The organism is Streptomyces sp. Isolate_45 (genome assembly GCF_024721315.2).
In the GTDB taxonomy this organism is placed as follows: Bacteria; Actinomycetota; Actinomycetes; order Streptomycetales; family Streptomycetaceae; genus Streptomyces.
In genome coordinates this window covers 1-21,520 of the sequence record NZ_JANFAK020000133.1, presented here as the reverse complement: position 1 = coordinate 21,520, position 21,520 = coordinate 1, and the positions used below count along the sequence as shown (strand labels likewise).

The 21,520-nt window shown below is 72.7% G+C and carries 22 protein-coding genes; 11 read left to right on the top strand and 11 right to left on the bottom strand.

The window, feature by feature from the left end:
• Positions 1–284 precede the first annotated feature (284 nt).
• From NOD94_RS31395 to NOD94_RS31385, 3 genes are read left to right on the top strand one after another with little or no spacing between them, the layout of a single operon-like run.
• Positions 285–974, top strand: a complete 690-nt coding sequence (locus NOD94_RS31395) for a nucleotidyltransferase family protein (protein ID WP_281209564.1) — start codon at positions 285–287, stop codon at positions 972–974.
• Positions 971–1,225: a hypothetical protein gene (locus NOD94_RS31390; protein ID WP_281209563.1), complete on the top strand. Its 255-nt coding sequence runs from the start codon at positions 971–973 to the stop codon at positions 1,223–1,225. The genes NOD94_RS31395 and NOD94_RS31390 overlap by 4 nt, the downstream gene beginning before the upstream one ends.
• Entirely contained in the window at positions 1,222–2,001 is a 780-nt protein-coding gene (locus NOD94_RS31385) for a metallophosphoesterase (protein WP_281209562.1), read from the top strand. The genes NOD94_RS31390 and NOD94_RS31385 overlap by 4 nt, the downstream gene beginning before the upstream one ends.
• Positions 2,002–2,029: 28 nt before the next feature.
• On the opposite strand, the gene NOD94_RS31380 is transcribed toward NOD94_RS31385, so the two are convergent.
• A complete protein-coding gene (locus NOD94_RS31380; protein WP_281209561.1) occupies positions 2,030–3,388 on the bottom strand; it encodes an AI-2E family transporter in 1,359 nt (452 codons plus the stop codon).
• A 196-nt stretch (positions 3,389–3,584) separates the two neighbouring features.
• On the opposite strand from NOD94_RS31380, the gene NOD94_RS31375 reads away from it, so the two are divergent.
• The gene (locus tag NOD94_RS31375) at positions 3,585–5,066 is read left to right on the top strand and encodes an MFS transporter (protein WP_281209560.1); all 1,482 of its coding nucleotides are present in this window, start codon (positions 3,585–3,587) and stop codon (positions 5,064–5,066) included.
• A gap of 495 nt (positions 5,067–5,561) precedes the next feature.
• Positions 5,562–5,774: a DUF4287 domain-containing protein gene (locus NOD94_RS31370; RefSeq protein WP_281209559.1), complete on the top strand. Its 213-nt coding sequence runs from the start codon at positions 5,562–5,564 to the stop codon at positions 5,772–5,774.
• Positions 5,775–5,812: 38 nt separating this feature from the next.
• Here the strand turns inward: NOD94_RS31370 and NOD94_RS31365 are convergent, their stop codons facing one another.
• Positions 5,813–6,601, bottom strand: a complete 789-nt coding sequence (locus NOD94_RS31365; RefSeq protein WP_281209558.1) for an alpha/beta hydrolase — start codon at positions 6,599–6,601, stop codon at positions 5,813–5,815.
• On the bottom strand, positions 6,598–7,605 hold the full coding sequence (locus NOD94_RS31360; RefSeq protein WP_281209557.1) for a sigma-70 family RNA polymerase sigma factor: 1,008 nt from the start codon (positions 7,603–7,605) through the stop codon (positions 6,598–6,600). Before NOD94_RS31360 ends, NOD94_RS31365 begins: the two co-directional genes overlap by 4 nt.
• 264 nt (positions 7,606–7,869) lie before the next feature.
• Between NOD94_RS31360 and NOD94_RS31355 the strand changes: the two genes are divergently transcribed.
• Positions 7,870–8,775, top strand: a complete 906-nt coding sequence (locus tag NOD94_RS31355) for an SMP-30/gluconolactonase/LRE family protein (protein ID WP_281209556.1) — start codon at positions 7,870–7,872, stop codon at positions 8,773–8,775.
• 27 nt (positions 8,776–8,802) lie between these two features.
• Here NOD94_RS31355 and NOD94_RS31350 read toward each other — a convergent pair whose 3' ends face one another.
• The 4 genes from NOD94_RS31350 to NOD94_RS31335 all read right to left on the bottom strand — a co-directional run bounded on the left by NOD94_RS31350 (position 8,803) and on the right by NOD94_RS31335 (position 11,999).
• Complete coding sequence (locus NOD94_RS31350) at positions 8,803–9,882, bottom strand: HAMP domain-containing sensor histidine kinase (protein WP_281209555.1); 1,080 nt, start codon at positions 9,880–9,882, stop codon at positions 8,803–8,805.
• On the bottom strand, positions 9,875–10,570 hold the full coding sequence (locus NOD94_RS31345; protein WP_281209554.1) for a response regulator transcription factor: 696 nt from the start codon (positions 10,568–10,570) through the stop codon (positions 9,875–9,877). Before NOD94_RS31345 ends, NOD94_RS31350 begins: the two co-directional genes overlap by 8 nt.
• 65 nt (positions 10,571–10,635) lie before the next feature.
• Positions 10,636–11,352 (bottom strand): VanZ family protein, encoded by a 717-nt coding sequence (locus NOD94_RS31340; protein ID WP_281209553.1) that lies wholly within the window; start codon positions 11,350–11,352, stop codon positions 10,636–10,638.
• Positions 11,353–11,441: 89 nt separating this feature from the next.
• Positions 11,442–11,999, bottom strand: a complete 558-nt coding sequence (locus tag NOD94_RS31335) for a pyridoxamine 5'-phosphate oxidase family protein (protein ID WP_281209552.1) — start codon at positions 11,997–11,999, stop codon at positions 11,442–11,444.
• Positions 12,000–12,140: 141 nt separating this feature from the next.
• Between NOD94_RS31335 and NOD94_RS31330 the strand changes: the two genes are divergently transcribed.
• Positions 12,141–13,001, top strand: a complete 861-nt coding sequence (locus NOD94_RS31330) for an MBL fold metallo-hydrolase (protein WP_281209551.1) — start codon at positions 12,141–12,143, stop codon at positions 12,999–13,001.
• On the opposite strand, the gene NOD94_RS31325 is transcribed toward NOD94_RS31330, so the two are convergent.
• Complete coding sequence (locus tag NOD94_RS31325) at positions 12,989–14,569, bottom strand: APC family permease (RefSeq protein ID WP_281209550.1); 1,581 nt, start codon at positions 14,567–14,569, stop codon at positions 12,989–12,991. The genes NOD94_RS31330 and NOD94_RS31325 overlap by 13 nt on opposite strands.
• A 94-nt stretch (positions 14,570–14,663) precedes the next feature.
• Positions 14,664–15,389 (bottom strand): TetR/AcrR family transcriptional regulator, encoded by a 726-nt coding sequence (locus tag NOD94_RS31320; protein WP_281209549.1) that lies wholly within the window; start codon positions 15,387–15,389, stop codon positions 14,664–14,666.
• A 155-nt stretch (positions 15,390–15,544) separates the two neighbouring features.
• On the opposite strand from NOD94_RS31320, the gene NOD94_RS31315 reads away from it, so the two are divergent.
• The 3 genes from NOD94_RS31315 (at position 15,545) to NOD94_RS31305 (ending at position 17,939) form a co-directional block, all read left to right on the top strand.
• Positions 15,545–16,795 (top strand): saccharopine dehydrogenase C-terminal domain-containing protein, encoded by a 1,251-nt coding sequence (locus tag NOD94_RS31315; protein WP_281209548.1) that lies wholly within the window; start codon positions 15,545–15,547, stop codon positions 16,793–16,795.
• A gap of 130 nt (positions 16,796–16,925) precedes the next feature.
• The gene (locus NOD94_RS31310) at positions 16,926–17,477 is read left to right on the top strand and encodes a DM13 domain-containing protein (RefSeq protein WP_281209547.1); all 552 of its coding nucleotides are present in this window, start codon (positions 16,926–16,928) and stop codon (positions 17,475–17,477) included.
• A 249-nt stretch (positions 17,478–17,726) separates the two neighbouring features.
• Positions 17,727–17,939: a hypothetical protein gene (locus NOD94_RS31305; protein WP_281209546.1), complete on the top strand. Its 213-nt coding sequence runs from the start codon at positions 17,727–17,729 to the stop codon at positions 17,937–17,939.
• A gap of 97 nt (positions 17,940–18,036) precedes the next feature.
• Here the strand turns inward: NOD94_RS31305 and NOD94_RS31300 are convergent, their stop codons facing one another.
• A complete protein-coding gene (locus NOD94_RS31300; protein ID WP_281209545.1) occupies positions 18,037–19,272 on the bottom strand; it encodes a cytochrome P450 in 1,236 nt (411 codons plus the stop codon).
• Positions 19,273–19,384: 112 nt separating this feature from the next.
• The gene (locus NOD94_RS31295) at positions 19,385–20,617 is read right to left on the bottom strand and encodes an FAD-dependent oxidoreductase (RefSeq protein ID WP_281209544.1); all 1,233 of its coding nucleotides are present in this window, start codon (positions 20,615–20,617) and stop codon (positions 19,385–19,387) included.
• Positions 20,618–20,909: 292 nt separating this feature from the next.
• On the opposite strand from NOD94_RS31295, the gene NOD94_RS31290 reads away from it, so the two are divergent.
• Complete coding sequence (locus NOD94_RS31290; protein WP_281209543.1) at positions 20,910–21,146, top strand: DUF6480 family protein; 237 nt, start codon at positions 20,910–20,912, stop codon at positions 21,144–21,146.
• Positions 21,147–21,520 lie beyond the last annotated feature (374 nt).

Genomic DNA, 21,520 nt, shown 5'->3' with positions numbered 1-21,520 from the left:
CCCCCCCCCCCCCCCCCCCCCCCCCCCCCCCCCCCCCCCCCCCCCCCCCCCCCCCCCCCCCCCCCCCCCCCCCCCGAGGCTGTAACGCGTTCGCGGCGCCGCGTTCCTCAGGTGTCCGACGCATCGGCCCGGTCTCCCTTCCGAGGAAGGCGTCCGCGGCCGGGCACGGCGCTCCGTGCCGTCGGACACGGCGCGGACACACGTCGTGCGCCTACCCGGGCGACCCGACCACACTCCAGGGGCGTCAGAAGATTTCGTGGGGAAGGGGCGGGTACGCGCTCCCCATGACGTCCACGAAGCCGCCGCAGGCCCCCACCGGGCAGGCGGCGCCACAGGCCCTGAGCCCACCCGTGCCCGCCGAGGGACCACTGCCCAAGGACCACACCCAGGCCATCCTGGAGACCACCAAACTGGTCGCCGCCCTCCTCAAGCGGTCAGGACCGCCCTTCGCGCTGGCCGGCAGCGTGGCCGCGTTCGCGCACGGTCTGCCGGCGATGTTCCAGCACGACACCGACTTCTGTGTCCGGCCGGAGGACGCCGACGCGGCCATCAAGGCCCTGGAGGAGGGCGGCATCGAGATGCGCCGCGCCCCGGAGGACTGGCTCGTCAAGGGCCGGTCCGGCGGGGAGGAGATCGACCTGATCTTCGAGCTGGAGCGGCGGCCGGTGAGCACGGAACTCCTGGAACGGGCCGACGTGAAAGCGGTCGACTCGGTGTGGATGCCCGTCCTCGCGCCCACGGACCTCATGGGCAGCCGGCTCGCCGCGCTCTGCGAGCACTACTGCGACTTCGGCGACCTGCTGCCCATGGCGCGGATGCTGCGGGAGCAGATCGACTGGAGCCGGCTGGAACGTGACCACGGGGCCGATCCGCTGCCCGACGCGTTCCTCTACCTGTTGGAGACGCTGCGCATCATCGAGGGCAGGAACGGATCCGGACGGGCCGTGCCGCCGGTAAGGGAGGAGAGTCCATGACGTCCCACGACATGTTGGAGTACCGCATCGAACACCTGAGGGACCGGCTGGCCCGCGAGGACATCGCGGAATTGGGCGTACGCATCGAGGCGCGCGGGTCGCGCGCGGTGATCTCGGGCAGCGTCACCAGCCCGGAGTGCCGGGCGGAGGTGCTCAGGCTCGTCGCGGAGGAACTGGCGGGACTGGACTGGCACGAGGACCTCATGGTCAGCCGACCGGCGCCGCCCGACCGGGCGGAGGAGCTGTCGTGATCCGAGTGGCGGCCGTCGGGGACATCCACCTGGGCCCCGGCAGCGCCGGATTCCTGCGGCCCGCCTTCGACACCCTGGGCGAATGCGCCGACCTGCTGCTCCTCGCCGGTGACCTGACGCGGCACGGCACCAGGGAGGAGGCCAGGGTGGTCGCCGGCGAGGTGGCGGGGCTGGCCGTGCCCGTCGTCGCGGTGCTCGGCAACCACGACTACCAGAGCGACCAGGAGGAAGCCGTCGCGGAGGAGCTCAGGGCCGTCGGGGTGCACGTGCTGGAGGGCACCGGAGTCGTCCTCGACCTGGACGGTACGAGGGTCGGCGTGGCCGGCACCAAGGGCTTCGGCGGCGGCTTCGCCGGACGCAGCGGCAGCGACTTCGGGGAACCGGAGATGAAGGCCTTCATCCACTACACCCGCACCTGCGCGGGCGGGCTGGAGAAGGCGCTGCGCGGTCTCCAGGACGCCGGGAGCGACCTGCGCATCGCCCTCACCCACTACGCGCCCGTCCCGGACACCCTCGCCGGGGAACCCCTGGAGATCTACCCCTTCCTGGGCAGCTACCTCCTCGCGGAGGCCATGGACGGCGCTGGAGCCGACCTGGCCGTCCACGGCCACGCCCACTCGGGCACCGAGCACGGCATGACGGCCGGCGGGGTGCGGGTGCGCAACGTGGCGATGCCCGTCATCGACCGGGCCTTCGCCGTCTACCACCTGTCGTCCCACGCACCCCCGCCGACCGGCTCACCGACGCCGCCGCCTCCCGACGGCGCCGAATCCTGACACGGCGCCGAATCCTGACGGCACACCGCTACGTGAGCCCCTGCGGCCTTTCCTCCGGCCGCGGGGGCTCCTCGTCGTGCGGCCGGGGCCGCTCCCCGTCGTCGGCGGGGAGGGCGGTCCCCTCCGCGTCGGCGAGGTCCCCCTCACCTGTGGTTCGCTCCGTGTCCGTGTCGTCGTCCGCGGCGTAGGCGCGGAGGTGGACGATCACCGTATTGGCGACGGCCACCAGCGGGACGGCCACGACCGCACCGCCGATCCCCGCGACCAGACCTCCCGTGGCCACCGCCAGGAGCACGGCCAGCGGGTGCAGGCGCACCGCCCGCCCCAGGATGAACGGCTGCAGGATGTGGCCCTCGATCTGCTGGACGACGAGGACAACCAGCAAGGCCATCAGCGCGGTGAACACTCCCTCGGTGACGAGGGCGACGATCACCGCGAGCGCCCCCGACGCAACGGCGCCGACGAGCGGCACGAACGAGGCCAGGAAGATCACGACGCCGATGGGGACGGCCAGCGGCACACCGAGGAGGTAGATGCCCACGCCGATGAAGAGGGCGTCGATGAAGGCGACGATCATCGTTCCGCGCACGTACGCGGTGAGCGTCCGCCAGGCCCGCGGGCCCGCGTCGGCCACGCCGGGGCGGGCGGCGGCCGGGATGAGCTTGAGCGTCCACTGCCACACGCGCGGCCCGTCGTAGAGCAGGCACAGCGTGCAGAACATCGCCAGGAGCATGCCGGTGATGATCTCGACCAGGACCGTCACGCCTTGCAGACCGGTCGAGGTGATCTCGCTGGTACTGGTGCCGATCGCGTCGTTCAGCTTCTCCGCGACATCGTTGATCTGCTGTTCGGTCACGTGCAGCGGACTGTCGACGAGCCAGCGCTTCAGTTCGGCGATGCCCTCCTGGAGGCGGCCGGACAGGGTGTCGAGATTGTCGAGTACCTGCCATACGACGAACCAGCCGACCAGTCCGAGTACGAGGAACCCGCATATCGCGGTGAGCGCGGTGGCCAATCCCTGCGCCAGCCCCCTGCGGTGCAGACGGGCGACCGTCGGCTGGAGCAGGGCGGTGACCAGCAGCGCGACCACGAAGGCGAGGGCGACCAGCCGGACCGCGCCGATCACCCGCATCACGACCCACAGGGCGGCGGCGAGGACCAGGAACCGCCAGGCCGCCTCCGCGGCCACGCGGACGCCCCAGGGCACCGCACGGGCCGGGTCCGGGGCCCGCGTACGGGCCCTGCGGAGCTGGGCCATCCGCTCGGCCTGCTCCGCGTACTCGGCCTCGTACTCGGCGTTGCGGCGCGCCAGGGCCCGCGCGCGCCGTTCGCCGACCGCGTTGGCACCGTTCTTCACGCGGTCCAGCCATGTGTGCGTTCCGGACATCCGGGCCGTCCCTTCTCGTCGCTGGCCTTCTGCCCCCATTTCCCAAGATCAGCCGAACCGATTCCGCAGCCTTTCCGGGCGGGGCCGGCGGCCGCTCGGGGCCCGGGAGGAGACCTCGCCCGCGCGGGGTTCCCGCCGCGCAACTCCGCCCGGACCGGGGCCGTTTGGCCTTGGGGCGCGGGGGCAGACGTGCGGCATGTCGGAGACCGCAGGGACGATGAACACGGAAACCGTCACCACCAAGGTGCCGGCGCGACTGGACCGGTTGCCCTGGTCCCGATGGCACTGGATGATCGTGATCGGGCTGGGCACCGTCTGGATCCTGGACGGTCTCGAAGTGACCGTCGTGGGCAGCATCGCCAGCCGCCTCTCCGAGGACGACAGCGGCCTGTCCATCACCGACGCACAGGTCACGGGCCTTGCCGCCGCCCTGTACGTGGCGGGAGCCTGCACCGGCGCGCTGTTCTTCGGCCGCCTCACCGACCTGTTCGGCCGCAAGAAGCTCTTCCTGATCACGCTCGCCGTCTACCTGGCCGCGACCGCCCTGACCGCGCTCTCCTTCTCGTCCTGGTGGTTCTTCCTCTTCCGCTTCCTCACCGGCTTCGGGATCGGCGGCGAGTACGCGGCCATCAACTCCGCGATCGACGAACTGATCCCCAGCAAGTACCGCGGCCGCGTCGACCTCATCATCAACGGCAGCTTCTGGCTCGGCGCGGTCGCCGGAGCCCTGTTGTCCGTCGTCGCCCTGAACACCGAGATCTTCGCGCCGTCGGTGGGATGGCGACTGACGTTCGCCCTCGGCGTCGTCCTCGGCCTGGTCATCCTGCTCGTACGACGACACGTTCCCGAAAGCCCGCGCTGGATGTTCATGCACGGCCGGGTACGGGAGGCCGAGGACCTGGTCGCAGACGTCGAGCGACAGGTGGAAGCGGAAACCGGGAAGCCGCTGCCGGAGCCCGGCGCGGCCATCACCATCACCGTGCGCCGGAGCATCGGCTTCGGGGAGATCGCGAAGACCGTGTTCCGCACCTACCCGCGCCGTGCCGTGCTGGGTCTCTCCCTCTTCATCGGGCAGGCCTTCCTCTACAACGCGATCACCTTCGGCTTCGGCTCCATCCTGGTCACCTTCTTCGACGTCCCCAGCTCGGTCACCGGCTACTACTTCGCCGTCATCGCCGTCGGGAACTTCCTCGGGCCGCTGCTGCTGGGCCGGTTGTTCGACACGGTCGGCCGTCGCGTCATGATCTCCGGCACGTACATCCTGTCCGGTCTGCTGTTGTTCGGGACGGCCTGGCTCTTCGGCGCCGGCCGGCTCACCGCGCTGACCATGACGGCGTGCTGGTGCGTCGTGCTCTTCTTCGCCTCGGCCGGCGCGAGTTCGGCGTACCTGACCGTCAGCGAGATCTTCCCGATGGAAACCCGCGCGATGTCGATCGCCTTCTTCTACGCCGTCGGTACCGCGGCCGGCGGCATCTCCGGGCCCCTGATCTTCGCCGGGCTCACCTCCAGCGGTGTGGTGTCCGACGCCGCACTCGCCTTCTGCATCGGTGCGGCGCTGATGGTCGCCGCGGGGCTGGTCGCCGTCTTCTACGCGGTCGCCGCCGAGGGCCGCTCCCTGGAGGACATCGCCAGCCCCCTCTCGGCCCGAACCGCGGAACCGGCACGCCTATCGACCTGACGCGCGGGGCCGGTCGTCCCCTATCGGGTCCTGCCGGGTCCGAAAGGGGACGGCCGCTACGTCCCCGCCCGCTCGTCCATCGGGACCAGGACGCCGAGCTCGACCTCCTCGAAGACGCGCGACCACCGGGCCTCCTCGTCCTCGAACACACGCGGATCGCTCTGCCGAGCCCGTTCGATCAGTCGGCCGGCAACCCGCGTCCGCCCAACCCGGACGCCGCCTCGCCGCCCACACCCAGCCGCATGAGAGAACCCGCGTCATACGGCAGCCACACGTCCGGCAACCGGCACCCCCTGCTCGATCCGTCCGTCCGATCCGATCCTCTCAAAGCGCGTGTACGGCCCAGCGGTCGGGGCGGGCGGTGCCCCCCCCGGATCCCGCTTCGAGCGAGCGGTCGCGGTCGTGTGACGCGGGTCACTTCATCGGGGCGATGAGTTCTCCCGGTGAACCGGGTCCACCTTGGGACCGCACCGACGAAAGACAGGACGACAAGCCATGACCGACGCCGTGAAGGGCCCCGCCTCCTACTTCCCCTCGATCGAGAAGAAGTACGGCCGCCCGGTCGCCGAGTGGAAGGCGCTCATCGACGCCTCCCCGCTCACCAAGCACATGGAACTCGTCGCCTGGCTCAAGACGGAGCACGGCCTGGGCCACGGCCACGCCAACGCCCTCGTCGCGCACACCCTTGCCGAATCCGCAGGGAGGTGAGGGGATGTGGGGTGGGGCAAACCTCGGGGGCGCCCCCGTCACAGGAACGCGCGCAGCGCTTCCCGGAGCACGTCCGCTCGTTCCAGGTGGACGTCGTGCCCTGCCCCGGGAACGCTCAGGGCCACCGTTTCGGGCCGTAGTCGGAGCATCCGGTCGACCTCCGCAGCGGGGATGATGCCGGACCGGCCGAAGACGGCCAGGGTCGGGCACTCCACCCGCTGCCATTCCTCCCAGAAGGACCGGCGGGCGTTCTCCGCCAGGGACGCGACCATCACGTCACGGTCGAACCGGGGCCACCAGCCGCCGTCGCGCTCCTCCAAACCACCGGCCCAGCCCTCGCCGACCGGGCCACCGCCGAAGTAGGTGACGGCGGCCGCCCGCGAGGGAAACGGCCGGGGCCAGGCGTCGAGCATGGCGCCGATCTCCGCCGCCGCGCCCGGGTCCGCCGCACCGGGGCCCGCCTCCACCAGGACGAGGGAGCGGAACAACCCCGGGTGGGCCGCGGCGGCGAGCAGCGCGGTGTGGCCGCCCAGCGACTGCCCGATCAGGGCGGGCCGGTCGAGCCCGAGCCGATCGGCGACGGCCACGACGTCCGCGACGTACGCGGCCCGGGACACGTCACGCGGGCGCCGCTCGGAAGCCCCGTGCCCGCGCTGGTCGATGGCGACGACCCGGTGGTGGATGCTCAACTCCGCGGCCAGGGAGTCCCATTCACCCGCGTGTCCCGCCAGCCCGTGCAGCAGCACGAGCGGCGGCCCGGACCCGCCCCGGTCGCGGCAGACGATCCGGACACCCGCACGCACCACGACGCGCTCCGACCACGTCATGCCACACGCTCCGGCAGACCGAAGAGCGGGAAGAGCCGCTCGGTGTCGCGGAACGCGCTGATGCCGGTGATCCGGTCGCCGGAAACCTCGACGACCTGGAGCGCCCAGGGCGCGAAACCGGTCCCGTCGGCGCAGGGCCGGTACTGACCGAAGGCGGGCGAGCCGTTCGCCACGACCGGGACCAGCCGCGATCCGCGGCAGCCGATCGCGGGACCCGTCAGCCACGCCGTGATGTCACCGATCCCGCGCATCCACGAGGCGTACGGCGGCAACGAGAGGGTGGCGTCCACGTGCAGCAGCATGCTGAGCTCGTCCATGTCGAAGCGGGAGAACGCCGCGGCATACCGTTCGGCGAGCACCCGCTCGACGGCTCCGGAGGGCGCCGGCGTCCCCGTACGACCGTCGGCACGCCGGGCGGCCAGTGTCGTACGGGCGCGTTGCAGCGCGCTGTTGGCCGAGGCGACGGTCGAGCCGTGCAGCTCCGCGACCTCGCGGGCCGAGAAGCCGAGTACGTCCCGCAGGAGCAGGGTCGCCCGCTGCCGGGGCGGCAGGTGCTGCAGCGCGGCGACGAAGGCCAGCCGTACGCTCTCGCCCGCCGCGGCCACCTCGGCGGGGTCCCCGGCGGTCGACGGGGCACCGCCGCCGCCCGGGCAGGGCCCGATCAGCAGTTCCGCGTCGATGAGGGCGCCCGGTGAGGTGGCACCGCCGGTCGGTCCGGACAGATCCATGGGCAGGGCCCGACGCTTCCCGGCGGCGAGCGCGTCCAGGCAGACGTTGGTGGCGATGCGGTAGGCCCAGGTCCGCAGCGACGCCCGCTCCTCGAACCCGCCGATGCCCCGCCACGCCCGGACCATCGTCTCCTGCACGGCGTCCTCGGCCTCGAACGCCGAACCGAGCATGCGGTAGCAGTAGCCGGTCAACTCGCCCCGGAACGCGTCGAGCCGCTCCACCACCGGCCCACCGCCCTCGCCCCGGCCCTCCACGAGCCCAACGGACCCCGTCATTCCCGACACCCCCCGTGATCATCGACGCCACGACCCTACCGGTGGCATTGGAGTGGCCCTGTTCCGGCCGGTGGCGTGGCTTCCGCGCATCCCGGGACGCCTTCCTAAGGTCGGCGGGTGACGGGGGACCGGGTCGGAACAGGTGGGTGAGTCGTGGAACGCATGACGGCACGAGCACGAGCACGAGCAGGGGCGCTCACGCGCGGGCGATCCGCGGCCGGCGCCGGCCGTACGACGTGGAGTCGAACCCGGCGGCTGGCGGCCGTGACGGGCCTGCTGGTGCTGTGCGCCCTACCGACCGCACCCGCGGGCGCGACGCAGACCGCCGGGGGACGGTCCCCGGCCGGCCCGCCGCTGTACGTGACCGACTACGGCAACAACCGGGTCGTCACGCTCCCGGCGGACGGCGGCGAGGGAACGACCGTGCCCCTCGACGGACTCGTGCGTCCCACCGGCATCGCCTGGGACGCCACCGGCGCCCTGTACGTCTCCGACACGGGCAACAACCGGGTGGTGACGCTGCCCCCGGACGGCGGGGAGCAGACCACCGTGCCCACCGTCGACCTGTCGCGCCCGCTCGGCCTCGCCGTGGACGCCGCCGGGAGCATCTTCATCGCGGACAGCTTCAACGACCGCGTCGTGAAGGTGCCGGCCGGTGGCGGCCCCCAGACGACCGTCCCCACCAGCGGCCTGCTGCATCCGTGGGGGCTGGCGCTTGAGCCCGACGGGGACCTGTACGTCGCCGACTTCGTCAACGACCGCGTCGTCAAGGTCGCCGCGGACGGGAGCGGTCAGACCACGGTGCCCACGGTGGGCCTGTCCCAGCCGACCGGCCTCGCGCTCAACGCGGCGGGTGACCTCTACGTCTCCGACAGCGGCAACAACCGCGTCGTGAAGGTGTCCGCGGCCGACGGGCAGCAGACCACGGTGCCCCTCACCGGCCTCAGCGACCCGCTGGGCCTCGCGCTCGACGGCGCCGGAAACCTCTACGTGGCCGACGGCTTCAACAACCGGGTGGTGCGCGTACGGGAGACGGGCGGCGGGCAGGTCACCCTCCCCTCCACCGGCCTCAACACGCCGACCGGCCTCGCCTTCCCGCCGACCAAGGCCCGCCCCGGCCCGGTCGACGCCGTCGACGCCGTCGACAAGGGCCTCACGAAGCTCCGCTGACCACCTCCCCGCCCCGGCCCGCCGGGCCTACCGCGTGTCCGGAAGCCGAACGGTGACGCGGAGACCGCCGCCGGGGCGGGGGACGAGGTCGAGCGTCCCGTCGTGGGCGCGGACGACGCTCTGCACGATGGCGAGGCCGAGGCCGGCGCCCGCGTGCTCGTCGGTCCGGACGCGTTCCGTCCCGCGCCGGAAGGCTTCGGTGAGGGTCGGCACCACGTCCGGCGGCACCGGACCGCCCGTGTTCTCGACCCGCAGCACGCTCGCGTCGTGCCGCGCCTCGGTATGGACCGTCACGGTGCCACCAGCGGGGAGGTTGTGGACGATCGCGTTCTGGACGAGGTTCGTCACCATCCGCAGCAGGAGCTCCGCCGAGCCGCGGGTCCGGGTCGCTCCGCCGGTGACGTCGAGCGTGATCCCGCGCTGTTCGGCGAGGTGGAGCAGCGTTTCGGCAGCCTCCTCGGCCACGAGGGAGAGGTCGACGCTCTCACGGATGAAGTTCCCGCGGTCGCTGCGGCTGAGCAGTAGGAGGGCCTCGGTCAGGTCGATCGCGCGCGTGTTGACCACCTGCAGGCGTTCGAGGAGCGCGTCCCGGTCCCGGGTGGGATCCCTGAGGGCGACGTCGAGCAGCGTCCGCGAGATGGCCAGCGGGGTGCGCAGTTCGTGGGAGGCGTTCGCGGCGAACCGCTGCTGCTCGGCCACGTGCGACTCGACTTGTTCGAGCATGGTGTCGAACGCGTCGGCGAGCTCACGGAACTCGTCCTGGCGGCCCTCCATGCGCACCCGGTGTGACAACGATCCGTTCCCGGCCGTCCGGGCCGCGGTCGTGATCCGGGTGAGCGGTGCGAGCATCCGGCCCGCCAGGACCCACCCCCCGACGAGGCCGAACACCAGCAGGAAGACCATCGCCACGGCCGCCGCCGGCGCGAAGGTCCGCACGAGGAGGTAGCGGTTGGGCGAGATCCCGAGGAGGCCCTGGGAGTTGTCGGGGACGTAGCGCAGCAGGAACACCCACACCACGGCCAGCAGGAGGACTCCGGCGACGGTGAGGAAGCCGGCATAGCTGAGGGTGAGCTTCCACCGGGCGCTGAGCCCCGGCCGTCTAGACACGCGCACCGCCGCCGGCCACCGCGCCGGGGCCGGGCCCGATGCGGTAGCCGACGCCCGGCACCGTGGCGATGATCCAGGGCTCGCCGAGCCTTTTGCGCAACGCGGAGACGGTGATGCGGACGGCGTTGGTGAAGGGGTCGGCGTTCTCGTCCCAGGCCCGTTCCAGCAGCTCCTCGCTGCTGACGACACCCCCCTCGGCGGCGACGAGGACGTCGAGCACGGCGAACTGCTTGCGGGTGAGCGCGACGTGACGTCCGTCGCGGAAGACCTCCCGGCGGAAGGGGTCGAGCCGCAGGCCCGCGATCTCGCGGACCGGCGGCCGGGCGTACGCGCGTCTACGGTCGAGCGCCCGCAGCCGCAGGACGAGCTCGCGCAACTCGAACGGTTTCGTGAGGTAGTCGTCGGCGCCGAGCTCGAACCCGGAAGCCTTGTCGTCGATCCGGTCCGCCGCGGTGAGCATGAGGATCGGGATGCCGCTGCCGGAGGCGACGATGTGCCGGGCGACCTCGTCGCCGGAGGGGCCGGGGATGTCGCGGTCGAGGACCGCGAGGTCGTACGAGTTGACGGCCAGCAGCTCCAGGGCGGAGTCGCCGTCGCCGGCGATGTCGGCGGCGATGGCCTCCAGCCGCAGACCGTCACGGACGGCCTCGGCCAGGTACGGCTCGTCCTCCACGATCAGTACGCGCATGCCCCAAGCCTAGGAGTCACGACGTATCGCCGACGTATGCCACCTGCGCGTCGCGGACACCCGCGTCAGCCCGCCGATGCCGATGCCGATGCCCGTTCGGCGCGAGGGCGGCCCGCCGGTGGTCGCTGCGTCGTGCGCCACCAGCGGCGCGACGCCAGTGCGGCCAGGACGGCGCCGGCGGCGTTGACCAGTACGTCGTCCACGGAGGACACCCGGTCCAACCGCAGGACGTACTGCGCGGTTTCGACCAGCACCGAGCAGCCCGCACCGAGGGCCAGGACCCGCGGTACGGACGCCACCGCCGCGAACCGCACCGGGGCGAAGAACCCCAGCGCCGCGAAGACCAGCAGGTTGCCCACGATCCCGAGCGGCCCCATCGTGACCAGGTCCAGCAGCGGAACGAGGCTCACCCGGCCGGGGACGACCCCGGCCCCGGCGCCCGGCATCAGGATCATCCAGACGAACGGCACCGTCCCGTGGACCATGCCCACCTCGGCCAGCGACGTCCGCCACGCCCCCGCGACGCCGGCGGCCCGCCGCCGGCGCGCCAGGGCCCACACCACCAGCGCGGACAGCGGCATCGCGACCAAGGCCATGAACACCACGCCGTTGAACGTGTCGAAACAACCGTGCCACCGACCGGCCAGGCACCTCGGAGCGGACATCATGAGCGGCCGCCGCAGCAGGAACGCGGCGCCCGCCACGGCGAGTACCACCGGGACGAGGAGCACGATCCCGCGCCCGCGGCGGGGAGGTGCTGTCAGGGATGCGTCATGGTTCATGCCCCCAGGGGACACGCGGGGCCGTTGCGAGGACGTATGCGGTTTTCGATACGCCCGCGATACACGGGACGCCCCTCAGCCGCCCCCGGTCAGAACGTCCACCGGGTGTGGCTGTAGACCCCGTCGTCCCGGCCGAAGCCGTACGCGGTGGCCGGCGCCACGGCGAACACCACGGCGTCCCCCTTGCGGAACGCGTCCCCGATGCCGTGGAAGGTTCCCTCGGGGGAGGTGATGTGCGCACCGTACTTCGCCTCGTACGCCGCGATCACCTCCTCCAGCGCCGCCGGATCCGAAACCGGCTCCGCCGTGCCCTCGACCACGAGGTCGAGCCCCTCTGTGAGGGAGTTCCCTCCGGTGGTCAGCGCACAGTGACCGTCGTGGGCGAGGTTCCTCGCCTTCTGTTCCCCCGGCCCGGTCGAGAAGTACAGCACCCCGTCGTGCCAGGCGGCGATGACGGGGGTGACGTGGAGCCGGCCGTCCGGCCGCACCGTGGAGAGCCAGAAGATCTCGGCGGCGGCCATCTGCCGCTGTGCCTGCGACCACTCGGTCGCGGTGACGTCCTCGGCGCCGGGGCGGGGGTGGAGCGCTGAGCTGTAGCGGGTGTCGAGCTCGGTCGTGGGCTGGTCGGTGGGTCCTTGATCCGGCATGGCAGGTCTCCTTCCTCCCCCCATGGTCGACCGGCCACCCGGGCGTCGACCGTCGACACGCCCGCCCTCGCCTCCCCACCTCACCGACCGCCCCCTCCGATCCGACGGCCGGTGCCGACCGACAGCCGGTAGATTGGACGCGTGATCGATTTTCTGCGGGACGCCCCGGTCGAAGGCAGCCTCGACGTCGTTTGGCACGCGGGTTGGCCGTCCCCCAAGCACGACCCGGCTCCGGAGATCCAGATCCACGCCTACACCGAGCACACGGTGATCCTGCGCCAGAACAAGTCCGTCCACTACGAAGCGCCGTTCCTCTTCCTCCTCTTCGGCAACGAACGCGCCCTGCTGCTCGACACCGGCGCGTCCGGCGACGCCGCCCACTTCCCCCTGCGGGAAACCGTCGACGCCCTCGTGGAGGACTGGCTCGACCGCCACCCGCGGCCCGGGTACGCGCTGCTGGTCGCACACACCCACGGGCACGGAGACCACACCGCGGCGGACGGCCGGTTCGCGGACCGACCGCTCACCACGGTCGTGGGGGCGGGCCTGGCCGAGGTCACGGAGTACTTCGGGCTCCAGGACTGGCCCCACCGGCCGGGCGAGCTCGACCTGGGCGGTCGGATCCTCGACCTGATTCCCGGCCCCGGGCACCAGGCGGCCGGGCTGGTCTTCCACGACCGGCACACCGGGCTGCTCCTGACCGGTGACTCCGTGTACCCCGGCCGGCTCTACATCGAGGACCGGGCAGCCTACTCGGCGACCGTCGACCGGCTGTTGGCCTTCTGCGCGACCCGAACCGTCCGCCACGTCCTCGGGTGCCACATCGAGATGACCACCACGGCGGGCGAGGACTACCCGCGGGGCACCACCCACCAACCGGACGAGCCTCCGCTCCAGCTCACCACCGGCCACCTGCACGCGCTGCGCCGGGCCCTCGACGAGACGACGGACCGTCAAGGAACCCACCCGTACGACGAGTTCGTCCTCGTCTACCGGGACTGACCGGACCGGCCGCCGGACCCGGCCGCGACGCGGTCCGCGTCCGGCTCCGGCTCTCCCGGGCCCCCTCCGCGGCCCCCCTCTCCGGACGGCTCCGCCGCCTCCGGGCCCTCGTGCGCGGTGGGGCGCTCGTCCCAGAACGTGCCGGACACCGCACGCCGGGCCAGCATCACCACGATGCCGACGAGACTCAGGCCGAGGGCGATGACCAGGGGCGGGCCGAGGCCGAACCAGGACGTCCCGCCCGCCGAGTTGGCCGGGTCCGCCATGTCGGCCACCGCCTCGACGAGCAGCCAGACCAGCATGCCCGCGCCGATGACCGGCCCGGCGCCGATGAACAGGAACTCGCGCACCCCCGCCGTGAGTCGGCGCCGGTGGTACACCGCGCAGGCGATGCCGGTGAGCGCGTAGTAGAACGCGATCAGCAGGGAGAGGGCCGTCAGGGAGTCGGCGAGGGCGTTCTCGCTGATCCGGTGGATGACCAGGTACCAGACGGTGGCCGTACCGGCGACCCACCAGGTGCTGACCGCGGGGGTGCGGAACCGGCCGTGGATCCGGCCGAACCGGCTGGGGAGGGCGTGCCTGCGCGCCATGGACAGCGCGGTGCGGGAGGCCGGGATGATCGTCGTCTGGGTCGAGGCGAGCGCCGAGGTCGCCACGGCGAGGAGGACGATCCAGTCCCAACCGCCGAGGACCTCGTGGGCCAAGGAGGCGAACACGGCCTCCTCGTCGTCGGCGTGCGCGCTCAGGTAGCCTGTGCCCGCGAACGCGACCACCGCGAAGGCCACCGAGACGTACGTGGCCAGCAGGACGACCGTGGACCAGATGCCGGCCCTGCCCGGGGTGGACGAAGGGTCCGTGGTCTCCTCGGAGAGGTTGACGGCCGACTCCCAGCCCCAGTAGACGAACACGCCGAGCAGCAGCCCGCCGGTCAGCGCCGTGCCCCCGGCCCCGAACGGGTTGAGCCAACCGACGGCGGGACGCACCGCGTCCGGCGAGCCGGTCCCGGACAGGACCTTGTGGAGGGCCACGGCCGCGAAGACGAACAGGCAGACGGTCTGCAGCAGGACGAGGACGTTCTGCAGGCGGGCCGCGGCCTGCGTGTCCCGTACGCACAGCGCGGCCATGGCCACGATCAGCAGCACGGTCAGCGACTGGCGGACCAGGGTGTTCCCCGCCCAGCCGTCGAGGCCCGCGGCCAGCAGACCGAAGTTCACGGCCACGTCGGCCAGCGAGCCCACCACCAGCACGCCGGTCATCGTGATCGCCCACCCGCCCAGCCAACCGGCCGTGGGCCCCAGGGCGCGCGTCACCCAGGAGAAGGTCGTGCCGCAGTCGGGATCCGCCCGGTTCAGGTGGTAGAAGGCGGAAGCGATGAGCACCATCGGAACGAACGAAGCGAGCATCACCCCGGGAGCGTGGACGCCGACCAGGGCGACGATCGGCCCGATCACGGCGGCCAGGGAGTACGCCGGCGAGGTGGCGTTGAGCCCGATGGCGAGGGCGTCGACGAAACCGATCGCGTTCGGTCTGAGCGTGGCGGCCGGCGTCCGCGGGGTGTCTTCGACCATGGTCCCTCACTGGTGCGGTGTGAACGGGGCGTGAATGCGAAGAGGAAACCCGTGCGCCGCACAAGGGGTCAATGGTGTTGGCATAACGGCCCGGTCAGGCGGACAGGTCGGACAGGTCGGTCAGGTCGCCCAGTTCGCGTTCGGCGCTGTCCAGCAGCATGTCCAGCGCGACCGGGTAGGCGCTGTGCGGCATGCGGGCGGCCAACAGGCCGACGGTGGCCGCGATGTTCGGGTATTCGTCCGCAGGCAGCCGGGCGTACGTCGAATCCCACCGCTCCTCGTCCGCCTCGCGGGCCTTCGCCGTCAGCGCGAACGGGCCCGCGTCGAGCGCGGCGAAGGCCAGGCACTGGTCGATGTAGGCGTGGTAGATCCGTACGGCGTCCCCGTCGGGGAAGCCCGCGCCGCGCAGGCTGCCGAGGATCGCCTCGTCGGCGGCGATCTCCCGCGGCCGGCCGGTCACGCGGCTCGCGGTCAGCAACGCGGCCTGCGGATGGGCGAGGTACGCGCCGTGGATGCGGAGTCCGAGGGAGCGCAGGTCATCGCGCCACCGCCCGGTCGGAAGCCAGCCTGCGAGCGCCCGCCCGATCAGCTCCTCGCCCATGGCCAGGGTGAGGCCGTCCATGCCGTCGAAGTACCGGTACAGGGTGCTGGGGTCCGCGCCCAGGGCGGCGCCGAGCCGCCGGGCCGAGAGCCCGGCGCTGCCGTGCTCACGCACCATCCGCAGCGCCGTCTCGACGATCAACCGCTCGGAGAGCACTGTCCCCTGCCGGGTGGGGCGCCGCCGCCTGCGCGCATCCTCCGGGACCACGTCCTTCGCCATCGCCTGCCCTCTCCGTCGTTCCCGCCGTGTCCGCCGGGCCGCGCCGGGTTCCCGGCAGCCGGCCCGAGCCTTATGCCAACGCCATTGACCTTAGCTCGCGGCGGCGGGTTCCATCAGCCCCTGAGGCGCACGCCTCACAGAGAAAGGACCTCGCCATGCGCGTTCTGCTTGTGGGTGCCGGTGGTGTCGGCAGCGCGATCACCCGGATCGCCGCCCGCCGCGACTTCTTCGACCACTTCGTCGTCGCCGACTACGACCTGGGCCGCGCCCGGGCCGCCGTCGCGGCCCTGGGGGAGGAGGAGCGGCGCTTCAGCGCCTGTCGCGTCGACGCCTCCGACGAGGAGGCGGTCACCCGACTGCTCTCGGAGCGCGGGTGCGACGTCCTGATGAACGCGACCGACCCGCGCTTCGTGATGCCCCTGTTCAACGCCGCGCTGGCGGCGGGCAGTCACTACCTCGACATGGCGATGTCCCTTTCCCGCCCGCACCCCGAGAACCCGCACGGCGAGTGCGGGGTGAAGCTCGGTGACGAGCAGTTCGAACGGGCCGAGGAGTGGGAGAAGTCGGGCCGACTGGCGCTCGTCGGCATGGGTGTCGAGCCCGGACTCTCGGACGTCTTCGCCCGCTACGCGGCCGATGAACTCTTCGACGAGATCGAGGAGATCGGCATCCGCGACGGGGCGAACCTGGCCGTCGAGGGCTACGACTTCGCCCCGTCCTTCAACATCTGGACGACGATCGAGGAGTGCCTGAACCCGCCCGTGGTGTACGAGCGCGAGCGCGGCTGGTTCACCACCGAGCCGTTCAGCGAGCCGGAGGTCTTCGACTTTCCGGAGGGCATCGGTCCCGTCGAGTGCGTCAACGTCGAGCACGAGGAGGTGCTCCTCATCCCGCGCTGGGTGGGGGCCCGTCGGGTCACCTTCAAGTACGGCCTCGGTGACGACTTCATCGGCAAGCTGAAGACGCTCCACGCCCTGGGCCTGGACTCCACCGAGCCGGTCACGGTCCGCGGCGAGGACGGCCCCGTCCGGGTCTCGCCCCGCGACGTGGTCGCCGCCTGCCTGCCCGACCCGGCCGGTCTCGGGGACCGGATGACCGGCAAGACCTGCGCCGGCACCTGGGTCAAGGGAACCAAGGACGGGCTGCCCCGCGAGGTCTACCTCTACCACGTCGTCGACAACCAGTGGTCCATGCGCGAGTACGGCTCCCAGGCCGTCGTCTGGCAGACCGCCGTCAACCCGGTGGTCGCCCTCGAACTGCTGGCCACCGGCGTGTGGTCCCGGGCGGGCGTCCTCGGCCCCGAAGCCCTGCCGCCCCTTCCCTTCCTCGACCTGCTCACCGCGTACGGCTCGCCCTGGGGCATGCGCGACCAGGCCGCCACCACCCCGGCGGCCCCGGTCCGGTGACGCGACCGGCGCGGCCGGCCGGCCCGGGGCGCCGCGCGTAAGGATTTCGTCATCGTTGCCCTGTGGCGATGCCGTCCGGTCACCCCGTTGAATGGGGGAAACGATCAGCGGGTTCGGCAGGGGAGCGGCAGTGGTGAACGGCAAGCGGCGCGGACGGTTCTTCATCGGAGGGCTGGTGGCGGCCCTGGTGCTCCTCGGGGCGGGCGTGTACTGGTTCCAGCCGTGGAAGCTCTGGCAGGACGACCGCGTCGACGAGGCCCTGCCGACGGCCCTCAGGCCCGCGCCGTCCGCCCCGCCGGGCGGCGCCCCCGTCCCGGCCGTCCCGACGCCGCGGACCGTCGCCCGAGGGGACCTGATCAGCCACGAGCACACCACCACGGGCACCGCGAAGCTCATCCGGCTCGCGGACGGTTCGCACACGCTCCGGCTGGAGAACCTCGACACCAGCAACGGGCCGGACCTGAGGGTGTGGCTGACGGACGCCCCGGTCAAGGAGGGCACGGCCGGCTGGCGCGTCTTCGACGACGGCAAGCACGTCAGCCTGGGCAAGCTGAAGGGGAACAAGGGCGATCAGAACTACGCGGTGCCGGCCGACCTGAACCTGTCCGACTACAGCAGCGTCACCATCTGGTGCGACCGTTTCGACGTGTCCTTCGGCGCCGCCGAACTGGCCGGGGCCTGAGGGCTCCCGGCCGGTCACGGCCGCGGCGGCGCTCCGTCCGACAGGGCGAAGCGCACACCGGTGAGCCGCTCCGAGACCGCGCTGGCCGCCGCGCGGGCCCACGCGCTGTCGTCGACGGACTGACCGGCAGACCGGCGGGTCCGTTCCGGGGGACGGCCGCGTCGTTCCAGCGGTTGCGGACGGAGCCGGGGAACCCCAGCGTGGAGCCGAGGGAACCCCCATCCCATCCGTCACGAGGGAGTCGCCGTCATGGGCGGTACGCAGGACAAGCGCCAGGAGCCGGGCAAGGGCCGCGAGGAGCAGGAGCGGGAAACCACGAGCCGCCCCGAGCAGGACCCCGTCCACCCCGGCACGAGTGCGGTCAAGGCCCGGGGCAAGAGCCCCGAGGAGCTCAAGTACCCGCGCCAGGACGAGAACCCGCGCGAGCGCGACGACGACGAGAGGCGCGACGGGGAGTCCTGACCCCGCCCCACCACCCCGCACGCGCAGGACCCGGACGGAGCCCGTGGGCAGCCCGTCCGGGTCCTCGCCGCTCGTGCCGCGCGACCGCCACCGCGACCTACCCCGGGCCCGGTCCGGCGCCGCGTGCGAAGGTCACCGGCAGGCTCCGGGGGCCGCGCAGGCCGCCCGGACGCCAGGGGATCTCCTCCGGCGGTACGGCGAGGGCGAGGCCGGGGAGCCGGCGCAGGGCGGTGCCGATCGCGATCTGGCCCTCCAGCCGGGCCAGCGGGGCACCCAGGCAGTAGTGGATGCCGTGCCCGAACGCGAGGTGGGCGTTGTCCTGGCGGGTGATGTCCAGGCGCTCCGGGTCGGTGAAGCGCGCCGGGTCGCGGTCGGCGAGGGCCGAGCCGATCAGCACGGTCGCGCCGCGCGGGATGCTCACGCCCGCGATCTCGACGTCCTCCCGCGCGAACCGGGCGATGCCGGGGCTGACCGGCCCGTCGTAACGCAGGAACTCCTCGATCGCGCCCGGCAGCAGTGCGGGGTCGGAGCGCAGCAGTTCGAGCTGGTCGGGGTGGGCGAGCAGCGTGGCGATGCCGCCGCCGATCAGGTTGACCGTGGTGATGTAGCCGGCCGCCAGCAGCAGGAACACCATGGCGACGAGTTCGTCCTCGGTGAGCCGTTGCTCCTCGTCCCGGGCCGCGACGAGGTCGCTGAGCAGGTCGTCGGCGGGCCGAGCCCGCTTGTCCCGGATGAGCTCGGTGACGTAGGCGCGCATGTGCAGCCACGCCTCGTTCACCACGGCGGGATCCGGCGGCTCCGCGCCCCGCATGACCATGCGGTCGGTCCAGTGCTGGAAGTCGTGACGGTCGTCCACCGGCACGCCCAGCAGCTCGCTGATCACCGTGACCGGGAGCGGCAGCGCGAAGTCCGCGACGAGGTCGGCCCGGCCGGCCGCGACGATCGGATCCAGCAGCCGGTCGGTGACGGCCTGGATCCGCGGCCGCATCCCGGCCACGCGGCGGGCGGTGAACGCCTTCGACACCAGGCGCCGCAGGCGGGTGTGGTCGGGCGGGTCGCTGCGGAGCATGTTGCCGAGCATCGACTCGCGCTCGGTTCCGGGCAGCTGCCGCAGGAGCCGGGTGTCCGCGGCGTCGCGCACGTCGCTGCTCAGGCGGGAGTCGGAGAGCGCCGCCAGGCCGTCCTCGTAGCGGGTCACGAGCCATGCCTCCAGACCGCCCGCGATGACGGTGCGGCGCACGGGGCCGTCCTCCCGCAGTTGCCGGTACAGCGGGAACGGATCCGCGACGAATGCCGGGTCGGCGTAGGGCAGAAGGACCGGCCGCTCAGTCATGTTGCCTCCCGAAGGGTGTCTTTTCCGGTTCGGCGGGCGCATCGGCCCGGCGGATGCATCGGCCCGGCGGGTCCGCCGGTTCGGCGTGCGCGCCGGGCGAGGGGCGCGCGGGTCAGCGCAGCGACTCCTCGGGGGGTCGCTCCCGCAGGGCGCCGTAGGCCAGGAAGTAGGCCGGGACCCGGTTGAGCCACCGGGAGTCGGTGATGAGCTCGGTCATCCGCTTGGCCCGCCGGGGATCACCGAACGCGGTGCGGCCGGCCAGCAACGGCTCGATGACCTGGCGGTGGGCGAGGCGCTGGAGCCCCTGGGTGGCCATGGTGGTGGGCAGCCGACGCCGCTGCACGCGGCGCACGTCCCGCAGCCCCACGGCGCCCTCCCGCAGCGGCCGTACGAGGTGGCGGGCGGCCGCCACCGCGTCCTGGACGGCGAGGTTGATGCCGATGCCGAAAACCGGTGACATGGCGTGGGCGGCGTCACCGATGCACAGCAACCCGGGGCGGTGCCAGCGGCGGAGCCGTTCGAGCCGGACGTCGAGCAGTTTGACCTCGTCCCAGGAGGTGAGGGCGTGGGCCCGGTCGGCGAGCCAGGGGGCCGCCTCCGCGAACCGCTCGTTGAAACGCGCCAGGCCCTCCGCGCGCCGCCCCACATCGGTGCCCTTGGGGATCAGCGCCGCGCACTGCCAGTAGTCGCCGCGGTCGATGAGCGCGGTGAAGAAGCGGTCTCCCACGCCCCCCACCAACCCGCTCGGGTCGTCCTCGCGGCGCGGCAGGCGGAACCACCAGGCGTCCATGGGGCACGGGAAGCCCTCCAGACCCAGTTCGGGCAGCGCCCTGGCCAGCGAACCGCGGCCGTCGCAGGCCACGGTCAGGTGGGCCCGGATCTCGCCGGTGGCGCCGTCGGCGGTCCGGTACCGCACGCCCGCGACCCGTCCGCCCTCGATCAGGAAGGACGTCGCCTCGGTCTTCATGCGCAGGTCGAAGGAGGGCTCCCGGCGCGCTTCGTCGGCGAGGAGGTCGAGCAGGTCCCACTGCGGCACCATCGCGATGTAGTTGTACTTCCTGGGCAGCGCCCCGATGTTCCCCACCATGACGAGGGAGCGGTCCGGTCCGATGGGCAGCTGGACGGAGGTCACCCGGCGCTGCGGCAGCCGGGCGAACCGTTCGGCGAGACCGATGTCGTCCAGCAGGGACAGGGTGGACGGGTGCACGGTGTCACCCCGGAAGTCGCGCAGGAAGTCGCCGTGCTTCTCCAGCACGGTCACCTCCACCCCCGCCCTGGCCAGCAGCAGGCCCAGCACCATGCCTGCCGGTCCGCCTCCCACCACGCAGCACGTCGTGCGCTCCACGGCAACCACTCCCTTCGCGGGGACCGGGCGTGCCCCAGAGGACATATACCGCAATCGGGGCTTCGGGACCCGTCGGGACGGCAGGACCGGTCGGAGGGCGGACAGGAGCGGCCCGCCCCGCGCCAGGACGTCGAGCGGGCGGAGCGGGCGCCCCGACCCGGGTGCGGAACCCAGGCGTGCCGGGGTGGGGCGTGGGTAGGCGCCGGGCATCCCGGGCTCCCGGAGCACCTGTGTCACGCAGGCCCCCGAGGGCGTGGGGAACGGACGTGGCCGTCGAGGTGAGGAGAACCCCATGTCCGCACACATCTCGGACCCGGAACCGACCCCGCGGCCCGTTCCGCCGACGGCCGCGGCGACCGGCGTGCCGCCGGGCGAGACACCGCCCGGGGAGTCGAGCACCGGCACCGGGGCAGGCCCCTACCGGCCCCTCACGCGCGGCTGGGGCATGGGGCCGCTCGTGGTGATCTGCCTGCTTGCCTTCGCCTGCGCCCTCTTCTTCCTGGCCTACGCGGTCTTCCTGGACCTCTGAGCACCCACGTCGACCCGCCGGTGGAGCCGGGTGCGGGTGAATGCCGTGCCGCGCGCCGGATCCCGGCGGACACCGACATATGTTTCATGCGCACCCGCACCGCACACCCCCGTCCACCCCTCGCTGCCGCCTCGGAACGAAAGGGCAACGCATGACCGAGCCCGGTCTTCGGACACAGCACACCGCCCCGGCGGTGACCCGGTCGGTGAATCCGCTCCCGGGGCAACAGGCGGTCGCGCGCGCCGTGGGCCTCCTCATGGCATCGACACCGTGCACGGCCCGGCACGCCCGGCTGATCCTCGCGACGGCGGCCGACCTCGCCCAGGTCTCCGTCACCGACCTGGCGGCCGCGATGGCCGCGACGCCCGCCGACG

What these genes read in the sequence shown, in the direction of transcription:
- NOD94_RS31305 (WP_281209546.1), top strand. Translation starts at nt 17,727, where the DNA reads ATGGGCGGTACGCAGGACAAGCGCCAGGAGCCGGGCAAGGGCCGCGAG.
- NOD94_RS31290 (WP_281209543.1), top strand. Translation starts at nt 20,910, where the DNA reads ATGTCCGCACACATCTCGGACCCGGAACCGACCCCGCGGCCCGTTCCG.
- NOD94_RS31360 (WP_281209557.1), bottom strand. Translation starts at nt 7,605, where the DNA reads ATGACGGGGTCCGTTGGGCTCGTGGAGGGCCGGGGCGAGGGCGGTGGG.
- NOD94_RS31325 (WP_281209550.1), bottom strand. Translation starts at nt 14,569, where the DNA reads ATGGTCGAAGACACCCCGCGGACGCCGGCCGCCACGCTCAGACCGAAC.
- NOD94_RS31380 (WP_281209561.1), bottom strand. Translation starts at nt 3,388, where the DNA reads ATGTCCGGAACGCACACATGGCTGGACCGCGTGAAGAACGGTGCCAAC.
- NOD94_RS31340 (WP_281209553.1), bottom strand. Translation starts at nt 11,352, where the DNA reads ATGAACCATGACGCATCCCTGACAGCACCTCCCCGCCGCGGGCGCGGG.
- NOD94_RS31320 (WP_281209549.1), bottom strand. Translation starts at nt 15,389, where the DNA reads ATGGCGAAGGACGTGGTCCCGGAGGATGCGCGCAGGCGGCGGCGCCCC.
- NOD94_RS31390 (WP_281209563.1), top strand. Translation starts at nt 971, where the DNA reads ATGACGTCCCACGACATGTTGGAGTACCGCATCGAACACCTGAGGGAC.
- NOD94_RS31370 (WP_281209559.1), top strand. Translation starts at nt 5,562, where the DNA reads ATGACCGACGCCGTGAAGGGCCCCGCCTCCTACTTCCCCTCGATCGAG.
- NOD94_RS31395 (WP_281209564.1), top strand. Translation starts at nt 285, where the DNA reads ATGACGTCCACGAAGCCGCCGCAGGCCCCCACCGGGCAGGCGGCGCCA.
- NOD94_RS31335 (WP_281209552.1), bottom strand. Translation starts at nt 11,999, where the DNA reads ATGCCGGATCAAGGACCCACCGACCAGCCCACGACCGAGCTCGACACC.
- NOD94_RS31365 (WP_281209558.1), bottom strand. Translation starts at nt 6,601, where the DNA reads ATGACGTGGTCGGAGCGCGTCGTGGTGCGTGCGGGTGTCCGGATCGTC.
- NOD94_RS31375 (WP_281209560.1), top strand. Translation starts at nt 3,585, where the DNA reads ATGTCGGAGACCGCAGGGACGATGAACACGGAAACCGTCACCACCAAG.
- NOD94_RS31300 (WP_281209545.1), bottom strand. Translation starts at nt 19,272, where the DNA reads ATGACTGAGCGGCCGGTCCTTCTGCCCTACGCCGACCCGGCATTCGTC.
- NOD94_RS31345 (WP_281209554.1), bottom strand. Translation starts at nt 10,570, where the DNA reads ATGCGCGTACTGATCGTGGAGGACGAGCCGTACCTGGCCGAGGCCGTC.
- NOD94_RS31315 (WP_281209548.1), top strand. Translation starts at nt 15,545, where the DNA reads ATGCGCGTTCTGCTTGTGGGTGCCGGTGGTGTCGGCAGCGCGATCACC.